Below are 12,840 nucleotides of genomic sequence, written 5' to 3' on the forward strand. Positions count from 1 at the left end.
ATCCGTAGAAATCGGTAGCAAATAAATGATGAGGTGATTGAATGTATTCACAAACTGTACAAACATATATGCCTTCAGTGATGAGGACGTTCGCGTTATCTCTAGCAGTTTCCGTTTTAGGGATGGCTCTCGGCACTTTTATTCCGCCATCCTTGTTTCTTCCCTTAGCGATCCTCGAGATCGCCATGTTGATTGGAGCATTCATCATGCGGAGGAAAAAATCTATCGGGTACACATTCTTGTATAGTTTTACGTTAATTTCAGGAATAACCACCTATCCGATCATTGCACACTACTTAGCAGCTGCAGGGGCAAATGTGGTAATCTTAGCCGGTGTTACGACGACAGTTGTATTTGGAGGACTGGCGGTTTATGCGACAACCACCAAAAGGGATCTTTCTTTCTTGGGAGGAATGTTATTTGCAGCCTTGCTGGCTTTAGTGGTCATTAGCCTTTTCAACATTTTCTTTCCATTAAGCTCTACAGCCATGCTGGTCTTTTCATTTATTGGCATTTTAGTTTTCAGTGGTTATATTTTATATGATTTCAATCGAATGAAGCATTACGGGGTAACAGCCGAAGAAGTACCACTCATGGCCCTGAATCTATATCTTGATTTCATTAACCTTTTCATTAACATCTTACGTTTCTTTGGTATTTTAGCAAGTGATGACTAAAAGGATGGTATCCAATCCTACATGGTAACAGAAAAAGACGCTTGGCTGTCCAAGCGTCTTTTCACGTATGTGCCCCATTTGGGTAAAAAAGCATCTATCAGGTATTTTATATAAATCACTGTATAAAACCAATTCATGAGAGTTCCCCAAAAATTTTGAACCCCTGGCAATGAACTGCTGAAGGTACTGTATCTTATTTATATAATCCTGGATTTGATTGATCGGTCCATGGCAGTTTCACACCAAAGGTACTTGCAATGAACTGTGTATCTTCTCTTCTTTTTTTCCTTATTTGGGCCCGTTGTTTTGCCGATTCATTTAAATTCATTTCCATCTCTGTTTCGGGAACCAAACGCGGAACCGGAATTGGTTTACCTACTTCATTAATGGCAACAAAGGTCAAAAAGGAAATGACGCATAAATTCCGATCTCCTGTAACTAAATCCTCCGCAATCACCTTTACGATGATTTCCATTGATGTTCTGCCCGTATACGTCACGAAGCTTTCAAGGCAAACTGCATTTCCTTCGTGAATAGGGTGCAGGAAATCGACAGAATCAGTTGATGCCGTCACGACGTTGCTTCTCGCATGCCGCATGGCGGATATAGCCGCTACATCATCAATGTATGCCATTAATTTGCCTCCGAACATCGTACCAATATTATTTGTATCCGGCGGGAGGACAAGGCTTGTTTTTATGACCAAAGAATCCCGGCAATGTTTTATTTCTTCCATGGTGACTGCACTCCTTTTTGTCTGATTTCTCACTAGTCCACTTTATCGAATTCTTACCTGTAAAGCAATATACATGCTTATTTTCCTGCTATTAGTCAAAATTATTCGGCCTTAAAATAACCTTTCACTGCCCTTTTGGTTGCTTGCCTTGTTGCAGCTCACGCAGGCTCAAGCCAAATGTCATTTGTAAATGAGGATAATCCTTAAACCCTGCCCAATCCCCGCCCCAATCAAAACCTAACCCTTTAGCGATGGTTACGACTTCCATCCAATCCGACTTCCCATTATGATTGCCATCATAACCCATATCCCAAATGGCCTCGCCTTGTTTGTTAAGGAGGGCAAAATCTATCGCCAAACCGAAATTATGAAGCGACTCCCCTCCTTTTGCATTCGTTACGACTTTGCCCTTGGTTAATCGGCCTTTTTCATAGAGTTCATTTTGCTCGGCTACTGACCGGAACCCCGCTGTAATGATTACCGGGATGCCTTTGTCATTAGCCTGTTGAATGAGCTCATCTTTTTTTTCGGCGACGATCGGATTAAGCTCGTCAGTCAGTTTGATTTCATCTAGATCAGGCGGCAGCATATACTTGAACAAGAGCCCCAACAATAATCCGAAAAAGCCCAATACCAAACATGTCCTTACCCAAGTAGCTTTCACTGAAAAATCCTTCCTTTACGAATAACAGTCAGAAAGTGAAAAACTCAACCAAAGAAGGATGAGTTTTTCTTCTATTATAACTTTGATTTCAATTCTTCTATTTGCATTAAATGCCGTTTTTCATGAAGTCCCACGAAAGTAACCCATTGCTTCAAGCCTAATTCTTTAAACAAAGGGTGAGGAAAAGACTTTTGTTCGAGATCATTTCGTTTTGCATGATCAACGACTTGTATAAAGGCTTTGCGGGATTCGGACAACTTATCCTTAACCTTGCTCAAAGTTTGGAATGATTCTGACGGAATGACAAATGGCGGGGCCAGAACCTTCAATTCTCGATTTAAAGTAAGCTCGATTGGTTTATCCACAGCTGGAATGCTTTCATCGCTATTCAATTTATCGGCAATATCCTTGTTATGGCCCTCTCCATTAAATATAAATGATCCAATATCTGAATGATGCTCCAACGTCCTTCTTCAGGATGGGCGTCCAGTTGTTCATCCGATAGTCCTTTGACCCCAATTAAAAGTTCTCCCCTGATATTTTCATTTATAGCATCTCCTCTTATGGCCTAGCTAATCTCCTTTAATTATTCCATTTTCTATATGAATGTGTAAAATAATAATGCTTTTTGACGAAACGAACCGATTTATAGTTGTCTATTTTTCAAAAAGCTCTATGATAGTCATAAAGGTAAAATTTACCTAATACAAATAAATTCCGAAATTCCATATAGCTCCAAATAGCAATGACTTTGCGATGTTGTAAGCAATAATAAAGAACATAAAGAAAAATCATTACAGCTCACATACTATATATACAAAACTATAGGTAGTATGTGAGGAGACAATACCTATAGTGAAGGAACCTAATGCCACACCTAAATCATTGAATAAAAAAAACGTTGAAGTTGCTAACCCTTTTCGCTCAGTATTTACTGACTGAACAGAAGAGTTTGCATAGCAGGTTGAAGAACACCAAACTCTTCCCCTATGATTGCTCCCGCACTTAAAAATGCATTCATGGTATGTGCTTGACTCAAAATGATCATACCTATGATAAAAATTAATACGAATGGATAGACTATATGATTTGCTCCATTACGATCAAATAGTTTTCCAACAAATGGACGTGACAGTTTTATAAAGAGTGCGAAGATTACAAAGAAATAACTTGTAATAGATGTCATACCTAATGCCTCAGCATAAATAGGGATAAAAGTAAAATACGCCCGCATAAGCAAAAGTAAGAACAGCAGCCATTAAATCAATGGGAACAGTCTCAATCTCAAAAAAACCCGGATAAGGGACACTTTTTTATGTATGTCCGTTATCCGGGGTATAATTCAGCCTTCTGTGCATTTTTACTTTCATTTGAAATGATAACTTTCCAAAATCCGATTCGTAATGAGCTGATATCCCTTTTCATTGGGATGAATCTTATCACTGAAATACTCGGTTTTCTTTTTATTCTCAAAAAGATCATTTGTAGGAATGAATACCATCCTTTTATCCTTTTTCGATATTCCCATTATTGATTGGTTATAATCTTGGATGTGCTTTTCAAGTTTTTGATTATCTTTAATCGGATTATACAGTCCCACTACAAGTATATCCGCTTTATCGTTTGCCTTTATCAGTGTCGAAGTAATCTTATCAAGATGGTTGATATACTCCCGTTTACCCTCATCGATTTTTCGATCACTTATTTTCTTCAAGTCACCGCCGTTACTATTGATCAAGTCATTGGTTCCAATATAAACGATGAAAGTATCGGCTTTATCAAGTTTCGATTTAATGCGGTAATCATCAAGCTGATTCATGATCCCATCCGTTTCCTGACCTTTTATCCCGTAATTCCAAAAACTCACTTTTTGTTCCGATTCCGGATTATTCAATTCATCCTCCAGACCTTCTACATATCCCTCCCCGTCCTTATCCCCTTTTCCATAGGTTAACGAATCTCCAAAAGCCATTACCCTTTGCACATCTTTCGACTCCGAGGCCTGAAATTTATATGCAGCAAAACAAATAACTAGTACAATAATTAACAAACCTGCTACTTTTTTCATTGGTTTCTCCTTTTGTCTATTTACTATGAAGTATTTCATCATTTTAAATACCCAAAAATCTGTAGTTTTAACATACAAAAATGAATTGTCAGATAAATAGTAAAGAGTGTATGATAATATAAAACTTTCAATGGATTGGGCTTCATTCACCGGCCTTTATGTAAGCGGGATGATACCCTTTATTCTGGAGATTGAATATAAATGATAGATAGGAGTTTAAATGATGGCAGAGCACATAGAGTTTAGGGAGGCAGCACTTTCGGATTTACCCAGAATCGTTGAAATATATAATTCGACAATTGCTTCAAGAATGGTCACGGCAGATACGGAACCTGTATCCGTACAATCGAGGGTTAAATGGTTTGAGGAACATCATTCAGAAAGTCGACCACTATATATCATTACTATAGAAGGGCAAACTGCCGGATGGATGAGCTTTCAATCTTTCTATGGCCGGCCAGCTTATGATTCTACGGCCGAAATCAGCATTTATATCGATGATTATTTCCGGGGAAAAGGAATCGGACAAATTTCGATTCAAAAGGCAATTGAAGTGAGCCCTAAATTAGGGGTGAAGACTTTATTAGGTTTCATTTTTGCCCACAATATACCTAGCCTGAAGCTTTTTTCAAAATTCGGGTTTGAAAAATGGGCAAATTTGCCTCGAGTTGCAGAGCTCGATGGCATTGAAAGAGATTTGATTATACTTGGGAAACGTGTCGATAATTAAAATATTCATTTAAAAGCTATTGCCTTGAGCAGTAGCCTTTTTCAGATTAAACTAGGCCGAAATGGAGAATTTAGAAATACCTATATACTTTCTTAAGGGAAAAATATTCAGAATCTCTTTTATTTGTTAAAGCATTCAACAGCGTATCCAATTCTTGGCTTGCTTGAACAGTTAGAAGACTTGTTAAACCATAAATTGCCGCCAATTTAATCATTTCTTGTCTCTTCTCTTCTACTTTTTCCACAGTTACCTTCTGGCAAAGCATCAAGCCACCTCCCATTTATTCAATTTTTTTACACCTTCATCATAATGAAACTTATAGTTAAAATCAACTATTTATTTGAAATTAAATGTGTAATTTTACTGTTTAAATGTGACAAAAAGCCTATTTCATTTTCTAAATATGTATATATTGTGTCATCCCCTATATAAACACAAATAAAAAAAGCATCCACAAGTATAGACTGCGAATGCTTACATCATATCCCTTATCCCAAGATTATAGCCTATCGGATACTATGTCATCCATTCCGAAGGAGACTCGTTATTTGGTCTATTTATTACAATCTTATATTCATTTTCAAGTACTTTTAACGGGGCATCATAAAGGTGCCTTTCATCAGAGGTTTTGTATACTCCATTGGCCAATAACTCTTCAATAAGCATTGCCTTCCTCTGTTCAATCCTCTTAAATAATTCTGCCATGTAAATGGCTCCTTTCCTAGTCATCATAGAGCCCGCTTCTAGTTGAGCTAAACTGTATTAACCGGTTTGATTTCACCAAATTATATATACCTTTTCTAGTATGCCACTAAACGTTATTCCGCAAAAATAAAAGCCTCTTCTAATTCAAGAAGAGGCTTACAGTGTCCGTATGGCTCTTCTTATCTTCCAAGCAAATGCTTGTTGGATTTAGCACAGTTCCCAAAATGGGTCTGCTGCCGAGGTTTCTTTGGGCCAAGTCCCTCCACCTCTCTGGATAAGAATTCAATATATAAATGATGTAGAAATGATTTTATCCCAATAAACATCAAAAGTCAATTACCTGGTTCTTCCTTTTCCACTTGCCATAAATGGGTTTCCCCTTTCAAATGTGGGTTGCATTTTCTTGTCTTTCTGATATGATGTCAGTAATTACATACAATTCACACCACTAGGGGAGTCTTTTTTTAGACTGAGATGGAATTAGTTCCGGACCCTTTGAACCTGAACCGGCTCATACCGGCGGAGGGAAGTGGATGATATCGTCCATTTGCAGACTTTATCCATCTACCCCGTTCCGTATTCAGGAGCGGTTTTTTTTATGGATGTAAATAGGGGATCTATTCTAAAGGAGGATGAACAATGGAGAATACTAAATTAGAAACCTTCAGTGAAAGACTTCATGGACGGGCAAAAGAAATTTGGAAAAGGAACCATTCACATCCCTTTGTCCAGGCAATTGGAAACGGCACGCTACCTGAAAAGAAGTTTTCTTATTATTTGAAGCAGGACTATATCTATCTCATGGAATATTCCAAGCTTTTTGCTCTAGGTGTCATCAAAGCTCATAATATCGAAACCATGGCAAGATTTTCCAGTATTTTAAATGAAACTCTTCAAGTGGAAATGGATATGCTTCGGAATTCGGAATCAGTACCAAGGAATTGGAAGAAACAGAACCTACGCCTACCACTTTAGCCTATACGGGTTACATGCTAAATGCAGCTCAGCATGGGACTTTGGCAGACCTCATCGCTTGTCTCCTACCATGTGCTTGGGATTATTACGAAATCGGTTTGATATTAAAAAAACAAAATGGTGAAGCATTGGAAAACAACCGCTACGCAGATTGGATAAGGTCCTATTCATCTCCTGAATTCGGTGAGGCACACAAGTGGCTGATTGCTTTATTGGAAGAATTAACAAGAGGCATGCCTGAAAAGGAACTTCTGAGATTAGAAAAGCACTTTTTGGTGACTTCCCGATATGAATATTTATTCTGGGATATGGTTCAAAATGAACAGGATTGGCCACTGTAGGTATTGACATGATGATGAATCCAATCAAGAAAATGACGTTGACTGCCATGATCACGGGTATAACGACTCTGACCAGTTCAATTATTTTCATCCCTGTCGGATTTGCTAAAATCTTCCCGATACAGCATCTGGCAAATGTCCTGACAGCCGTTTTATTGGGACCTGCCTATTCGGTAACACAAGCTTTATTAGTTTCCATCATTAGAAACATGTCTGGTACCGGTTCAATTTTCGCCTTTCCTGGCAGCATGATAGGTGCACTATTGGCTGCCGTCCTTTATCGAAAAACACAAAGCTTGAAATTCGCCTGTCTAGGGGAAGTGATTGGGACCGGCATTCTCGGATCCCTATCCTGTTATCCACTTGCACTCCTCCTATTGGGGGAAAAAGCTGCTCTTTTTGGTTTTTTACCAGCTTTTATGCTTAGTTCATTCGCAGGTGCGCTTTTAGCTTTCATATTACTTAACATACTTCTAAAAAATAATTATATGAAGGGGATTTTTTATGAAAACAGCATTAACCATCGCAGGCTCTGATTCAGGGGGCGGTGCTGGAATACAAGCAGATTTAAAAACATTTTCTGCACATGGTGTCTTTGGAATGTCTGCCATTACAGCCGTTACTGCACAAAACACAATGGAAGTGCGTTCAGTTCAGGCCATCGAAACAGCTATCATCTCGGATCAAATTGCTGCCATCTTTGAGGATATTCATGTCGATGCAGTAAAAATAGGAATGCTTGGATCAAAAGAAATAGTGAAAACAGTCGCTGCGTCCATTAAAACCTACTTACCTTCCATCGTTATCCTTGACCCAGTCATGATTTCAAAAAGCGGCCACCATTTGCTAGACGAAAAAGCTGTCACTGCCTTAAAAATGGAATTACTTCCGCTTGCAACACTTGTAACCCCGAATGTACCAGAAGCGGAAGTCCTTACTGGCTTGTCGATTCGAACGAAACAAGATTTTTACAGGGCATGCATATCCATACATGAACTAGGTTCTAAAGCCGTTTTACTTAAAGGGGGCCATGCAGCAGGAAATCCAAACGATCTTTTTTATGATGGAACTGACTTCCAATGGATCAAGGGAGAACGCATTCATACACAAAACACACATGGTACAGGCTGTACCCTATCATCCGCCATTACATCCAACCTGGCAAATGGACTGCCATTGAAAGAGTCGATTGAACTGGCCAAAACCTATATTTCCGAAGCGATACGTAATAGCTTTTCAATCGGTAGGGGGCATGGACCTGTCCATCATTTTCATTCATTTTCAAAAAAAGAACGGAGTGACTTAATATGAATGTTGCTGCAGCCGATTTATTCGTGAAAGTACGAGAAAGAAAACCTCTCGTTCACCAAATCACCAACTTTGTTACGGTCAACGACTGTGCCAATGTCACCCTTGCCATCGGTGGCTCACCTGTAATGACATCGAGCCCCAGTGAAGTGGCGGATATGGTCAAATTAGCGAATGCATTGGTCCTGAATTTCGGTACGATTGATGATAAAGCCTTAGAAGCAATGGAGATTGCCGGCAAGACGGCAAATGCCCTGAATATCCCAGTCATTTTGGACCCGGTGGGAGTGGGTGCCACCTCCTATCGGACAGAGAAAGTCACAGAGCTCCTAAGTAAGGTTACTTTCCAAATCATTCGCGGAAATGCGAGTGAGATCCTTCGATTGATGGGGGGGGATATCGTTACACGCGGAGTGGATTCAGGGGAACTAGCGATTAGCAATGCAGAGCTGGCTGCACAAGCAGCAAATAATTTGAATAGTATCATCGTGGTCAGCGGGGCTAAGGATGCGGTCAGCGACGGAAAACATACGTCAATTATCGACAACGGGAATCTCCTTTTAACTAATGTTACTGGTACCGGATGCATGGCCACTGCTCTTATCGGCACCTTTTCCGGAGTCACGGACGATTTCTATTCTGCGGCAATTGCCGGTATCTCGACCATGAGCATTTCAGGGGACCTGGCAGCTGCAAAACTTCAAGAAGATGAAGGGACAGGAACGTTTCGAGTGCGATTAATGGATGCAATATCAAGAATGGATAAGGAAATCTGGATGCATGAGGTGAAAATAAATGAAGAAGTCCCAAATTGATTTAAGTCTATATTTAGTTACGGAAGAGTCGATAGCAATAGAAGAATTGACCAAAATCATTGCAGAATCGGTTTCAGGAGGAGTTTCGATCGTACAACTTAGAGAGAAAAACAATTCCTCCCTCTCCTTTTATAAAAAGGCTTCTGCATTAAAACAGTTATTGAGCGAGCTGTCCATTCCCCTTATCATTAATGACCGGGTAGATATAGCACTCGCTGTTGAAGCGGACGGAATTCATATTGGGCAAGATGATCTTCCACTGCCTGTCATCAAACAAATGGTTCCTGACGATATGATTGTCGGTGTTTCAGTCTCCACACTTGAAGAAGCTCTCGAAGCCGAACAAAATGGAGCAGACTATATCGGAGTCGGTTCCGTTTTCCCGACGAAGACCAAACAAGATGCAACGCTAATGGCCATTGAAGATTTGGAGGAAATTTGCCGCAGCGTATCGATTCCTGCCGTAGCAATCGGGGGTATCACAGCCGATAACATTTCCTCACTTTCAGATAGCGGGCTATCCGGTACCGCAGTCGTTTCAGCCATCATGAATGCAGATAGTCCAAAGATTGCCTCCGAACTCCTTTTAAAAATAATAAAAGACTTTAAGTAAAGAAAAGAGGGGACTGATTGGTCCCCTTCCTTCGTTTATGTCAAAACGGTATTCTTTGTTTCCTTCCCAAAAGCCACAGCAGCGGCTCCCACTAGAATAGCAATTGTAAATATGGTGAAAATCGTTGAAATCGGGGTACCGGCAGCAACTAAATACCCTACAAGCAATGGCCCCAGGACACCGCCAATCCTGCCAATACCAGCAGCTAGCCCTGTACCGGTTCCACGAACTGCAGTTGGATACTGCTCAGGTGTATACGCATAAAGCGCACCCCATGCCCCTAAGTTGAAGAAAGATAGGAACATTCCAGAAACTATCAGCAGTGCCAACCCCTCTGCCGATCCAAAGAAAAAGGCACTGATGGCTGTTCCAATTAAGTATGTGATCAAAACGAATTTACGACCCATCTTCTCTATCAGCCATGCAGCTGAAAAATAGCCCGGAAGCTGTGCAAGCGTCATGATCAAAACATATTCAAAGCTTTGAATCATACTGAATCCTTTTAAGACCATCACACTTGGCAGCCATAAAAACATCCCATAATAAGAAAAGACCACGCAAAACCAAAGAATCCACAAAACAAGGGTCTGGCGAGAATATTCCTTTTTCCAGACACTTTTCATGTTGCTTATTACTGTTGGTCTCTGCTTCTTTTCAAGTTCCGTAAATTTCGGTGAATCTGGTAGCTTCAAGCGCAGATACAGTGCATATAAAGCGGGAACTGCACTTAATATCAACGCAACCCTCCAACCATAAGCCGGAATGATGAAATAGGAGATGAGTGCTGCCAATATCCAGCCAACCGCCCAAAAACTTTCAAGGAGGACGACAACCCTTCCCCTTTTACTAGCATCAACACTTTCAGAAACCAATGTCGATGCAACCGGAAGTTCGCCTCCAAGTCCCATTCCAATCAAAAATCGCAATATCAAGAACAAGCTGAGTGTACCGACTGCTGCAGACAGGCCACTTGCGATTGAAAACAATAATAATGTAATGATAAAGACATTCTTGCGTCCGACCCTGTCAGCCATCGCACCAAAGAAAACAGCTCCGACAGCCATCCCTATAGAGTTTATGCTCCCTATCCAGCCAACCTGTTCACTGGTTAAGTTCCATTCCTGTTTCAAAGCAACTATAATGAAAGAAAGCATACCGACATCAAGTGCATCGAACATCCACCCAAGACCCGCAACACTTAATAATTTACGCTGCGATATCGTTTTAACATCATTTCCCATATATTCCTCCTGAAGAACTTTAGACCTTCTAGTTATTTTATCCCTATTCATTTTAACTATTAACTTTAATTTCCGCTATAGTATTTACACATGTCATGACAAAAAACTTCATCGTTTATAAATGAAGAATGACTCTTGATTGGGGTATTATGTCGAATGATAAAGATTGAATATTCCCTTTTTTTCATTTATTATAAAAATTGGCATAGATCATAGCGTTATCAAATAAGTCATCATGTTTTGCTGATATTCATATTCAGGAGGGTACTAATGACAAATCTAACGTTAGAAGTAAGTGGAAAGCTGCAAAAATTTTTAACAGGACCAAAAAAGCTTTATATTAATGGTCAGTTTGTAGAAAGTGCTTCAAAAAAAACCTTCTCCACTCCTAATCCTGCTACAGGACAAAAACTTGCCGAAGTATATGAAGCAGATAAAGAAGATATCGACTTAGCCGTCAAAGCTGCACGGAAAGCATTCGATGAAGGTCCTTGGTCAAGGATGAGCGCCGCTACCCGCAGCAGGCTTATGTATAAGCTGGCAGATTTAATGGAAGAAAACAAAACTGAACTTGCTCAATTGGAAACGCTGGATAATGGGAAACCAATCAGTGAAACTACCAATGCTGACATTCCTTTAGCTATAGAACATATGAGATATTTTGCTGGCTGGTCCACCAAGATTGTTGGACAAACCATTCCGGTAAGTGGAAATTACTTTAACTACACAAAACACGAGGCTGTTGGTGTTGTGGGACAAATCATCCCATGGAACTTTCCGCTTCTTATGGCGATGTGGAAACTTGGAGCGGCACTTGCTACAGGCTGTACGGTAATATTAAAGCCTGCTGAGCAAACACCGCTTTCCGCACTTTATTTGGCTGAATTGTTCGCTGAAGCCGGTTTCCCTGATGGGGTGGTCAATATCGTTCCCGGCTTTGGTGAAACCGCGGGACAAGCACTTGTCGACCATCCGCAAGTAAATAAAATTGCATTTACCGGTTCGACTGAAGTTGGAAAATTGATCATGCGTTCCGCTTCATATTCATTGAAACGGGTCACATTGGAACTTGGTGGGAAATCCCCAAACATCATCCTACCCGATGCGGATTTCTCAAAAGCCATACCTGGAGCTTTGAATGGGGTCATGTTTAACCAAGGGCAGGTATGCTGTGCCGGATCCAGGGTTTATATTCAAAAGAAACATTATGACAACGTTGTTGCCGATATGGCCAGCCATGCAAAAAATATCAAACAAGGGGCAGGTTTAGATCCAAGCACACAAATTGGACCGCTTGTTTCCCAGGAGCAGCAAAATCGGGTAATGGGCTATATTGAAAAAGGGAAAAACGAGGGCGCGGAAGTTCTTGTCGGCGGTAACAAACCGGGTGAACAAGGCTACTTTGTTTCTCCTACCATATTCGCTGGTGTTGAAGAGGAAATGACGATCGCTAAAGAAGAGATTTTCGGGCCGGTCATTGCCGCAATGCCATACGAGGATTTAGACGATGTCATTAACCGCGCAAATGCCAGTGAATATGGATTGGCTGCTGGCTTATGGACAAGCGATTTAGCCAATGCCCATTATGTTGCAGGAAAACTCCGTGCTGGTACAGTGTGGGTGAACTGTTATAACGCTTTCGACGCGGCTTCCCCGTTCGGCGGTTACAAACAATCAGGAATCGGACGTGAAATGGGATCTTATGCACTTGATAACTATTCGGAAGTGAAAAGCGTCTGGATCAATTTGGGTAAGTGATTTTTTGAATATTAGAAAGGGGGTCTCAAAGAGACCCCCTTTCTTTCAGTCCGTGATGAACTGAGAAACAACAAAATTATTGCGACTATTCAAACCTTTCCGATAGTCTTTCCTTCTTTAGTTTTGGTAGGTTGAAACATGGACAAAAAGAATGTTGAAGGCACCTTTACTGCTGGAGCTAGCGCGGGTGTACGTGTTCAAACCCCGGT

The 12,840-nt window shown here is 40.5% G+C and carries 16 protein-coding genes, 1 pseudogene and 2 riboswitches; of the genes and pseudogenes, 8 read left to right on the forward strand and 9 right to left on the reverse strand.

Going from position 1 to position 12,840, the window contains the following annotated elements:
• The first annotated feature begins 41 nt into the window (after positions 1 to 41).
• Positions 42 to 677, forward strand: a complete 636-nt coding sequence (locus AC1DVK_RS04900; protein ID WP_089364152.1) for a Bax inhibitor-1/YccA family protein — start codon at positions 42 to 44, stop codon at positions 675 to 677.
• A gap of 193 nt (positions 678 to 870) precedes the next feature.
• Here AC1DVK_RS04900 and AC1DVK_RS04905 read toward each other — a convergent pair whose 3' ends face one another.
• The 6 genes from AC1DVK_RS04905 to AC1DVK_RS04930 form a co-directional block, all read right to left on the reverse strand.
• Positions 871 to 1,413, reverse strand: a complete 543-nt coding sequence (locus tag AC1DVK_RS04905) for an acyl-CoA thioesterase (RefSeq protein ID WP_061462186.1) — start codon at positions 1,411 to 1,413, stop codon at positions 871 to 873.
• A gap of 124 nt (positions 1,414 to 1,537) precedes the next feature.
• Entirely contained in the window at positions 1,538 to 2,002 is a 465-nt protein-coding gene (locus AC1DVK_RS04910) for a M15 family metallopeptidase (protein WP_089364166.1), read from the reverse strand.
• A 149-nt stretch (positions 2,003 to 2,151) separates the two neighbouring features.
• Positions 2,152 to 2,541 (reverse strand): hypothetical protein, encoded by a 390-nt coding sequence (locus AC1DVK_RS04915; RefSeq protein ID WP_477625971.1) that lies wholly within the window; start codon positions 2,539 to 2,541, stop codon positions 2,152 to 2,154.
• Positions 2,466 to 2,642: a DinB family protein gene (locus tag AC1DVK_RS04920; protein ID WP_477626006.1), complete on the reverse strand. Its 177-nt coding sequence runs from the start codon at positions 2,640 to 2,642 to the stop codon at positions 2,466 to 2,468. The genes AC1DVK_RS04915 and AC1DVK_RS04920 overlap by 76 nt, the downstream gene beginning before the upstream one ends.
• Positions 2,643 to 3,008: 366 nt before the next feature.
• Entirely contained in the window at positions 3,009 to 3,317 is a 309-nt protein-coding gene (locus AC1DVK_RS04925) for an MFS transporter (protein ID WP_477625972.1), read from the reverse strand.
• A gap of 126 nt (positions 3,318 to 3,443) precedes the next feature.
• A complete protein-coding gene (locus AC1DVK_RS04930) occupies positions 3,444 to 4,145 on the reverse strand; it encodes a DUF459 domain-containing protein (protein ID WP_410860791.1) in 702 nt (233 codons plus the stop codon).
• Between the two features lie 223 nt (positions 4,146 to 4,368).
• On the opposite strand from AC1DVK_RS04930, the gene AC1DVK_RS04935 reads away from it, so the two are divergent.
• The gene (locus AC1DVK_RS04935; protein ID WP_061462182.1) at positions 4,369 to 4,875 is read left to right on the forward strand and encodes a GNAT family N-acetyltransferase; all 507 of its coding nucleotides are present in this window, start codon (positions 4,369 to 4,371) and stop codon (positions 4,873 to 4,875) included.
• A 70-nt stretch (positions 4,876 to 4,945) separates the two neighbouring features.
• On the opposite strand, the gene AC1DVK_RS04940 is transcribed toward AC1DVK_RS04935, so the two are convergent.
• Together AC1DVK_RS04940 and AC1DVK_RS04945 are read right to left on the reverse strand one after the other, a co-directional pair.
• Complete coding sequence (locus AC1DVK_RS04940) at positions 4,946 to 5,140, reverse strand: aspartyl-phosphate phosphatase Spo0E family protein (protein ID WP_125160892.1); 195 nt, start codon at positions 5,138 to 5,140, stop codon at positions 4,946 to 4,948.
• Between the two features lie 251 nt (positions 5,141 to 5,391).
• Entirely contained in the window at positions 5,392 to 5,580 is a 189-nt protein-coding gene (locus tag AC1DVK_RS04945; protein WP_061462181.1) for a Fur-regulated basic protein FbpA, read from the reverse strand.
• 176 nt (positions 5,581 to 5,756) lie between these two features.
• A riboswitch (SAM riboswitch) is annotated at positions 5,757 to 5,861 on the reverse strand.
• A 159-nt stretch (positions 5,862 to 6,020) separates the two neighbouring features.
• A riboswitch (TPP riboswitch) is annotated at positions 6,021 to 6,125 on the forward strand.
• Positions 6,126 to 6,219: 94 nt separating this feature from the next.
• Between AC1DVK_RS04945 and tenA the strand changes: the two are divergent.
• The 5 genes and pseudogenes from tenA (at position 6,220) to thiE (ending at position 9,632) form a co-directional block, all read left to right on the forward strand.
• A pseudogene (gene tenA, locus AC1DVK_RS04950) lies at positions 6,220 to 6,896 on the forward strand (thiaminase II).
• A 14-nt stretch (positions 6,897 to 6,910) separates the two neighbouring features.
• On the forward strand, positions 6,911 to 7,432 hold the full coding sequence (thiW, locus tag AC1DVK_RS04955; protein ID WP_477625973.1) for an energy coupling factor transporter S component ThiW: 522 nt from the start codon (positions 6,911 to 6,913) through the stop codon (positions 7,430 to 7,432).
• A complete protein-coding gene (gene thiD, locus AC1DVK_RS04960) occupies positions 7,401 to 8,207 on the forward strand; it encodes a bifunctional hydroxymethylpyrimidine kinase/phosphomethylpyrimidine kinase (RefSeq protein ID WP_284471402.1) in 807 nt (268 codons plus the stop codon). Before thiW ends, thiD begins: the two co-directional genes overlap by 32 nt.
• On the forward strand, positions 8,204 to 9,019 hold the full coding sequence (thiM, locus tag AC1DVK_RS04965; protein WP_477625974.1) for a hydroxyethylthiazole kinase: 816 nt from the start codon (positions 8,204 to 8,206) through the stop codon (positions 9,017 to 9,019). Before thiD ends, thiM begins: the two co-directional genes overlap by 4 nt.
• Positions 9,000 to 9,632, forward strand: coding sequence for a thiamine phosphate synthase (thiE, locus tag AC1DVK_RS04970; protein ID WP_061462176.1), 633 nt, complete (start codon positions 9,000 to 9,002; stop codon positions 9,630 to 9,632). The genes thiM and thiE overlap by 20 nt, the downstream gene beginning before the upstream one ends.
• 35 nt (positions 9,633 to 9,667) lie before the next feature.
• Here the strand turns inward: thiE and AC1DVK_RS04975 are convergent, their stop codons facing one another.
• Positions 9,668 to 10,873: an MFS transporter gene (locus AC1DVK_RS04975; protein WP_477625975.1), complete on the reverse strand. Its 1,206-nt coding sequence runs from the start codon at positions 10,871 to 10,873 to the stop codon at positions 9,668 to 9,670.
• A gap of 270 nt (positions 10,874 to 11,143) precedes the next feature.
• On the opposite strand from AC1DVK_RS04975, the gene AC1DVK_RS04980 reads away from it, so the two are divergent.
• Positions 11,144 to 12,631: an aldehyde dehydrogenase family protein gene (locus tag AC1DVK_RS04980; protein ID WP_061462174.1), complete on the forward strand. Its 1,488-nt coding sequence runs from the start codon at positions 11,144 to 11,146 to the stop codon at positions 12,629 to 12,631.
• The last annotated feature ends 209 nt before the right edge of the window (positions 12,632 to 12,840 follow it).

The sequence above is a fragment of the Peribacillus sp. P4_B1 genome (assembly GCF_056402395.1).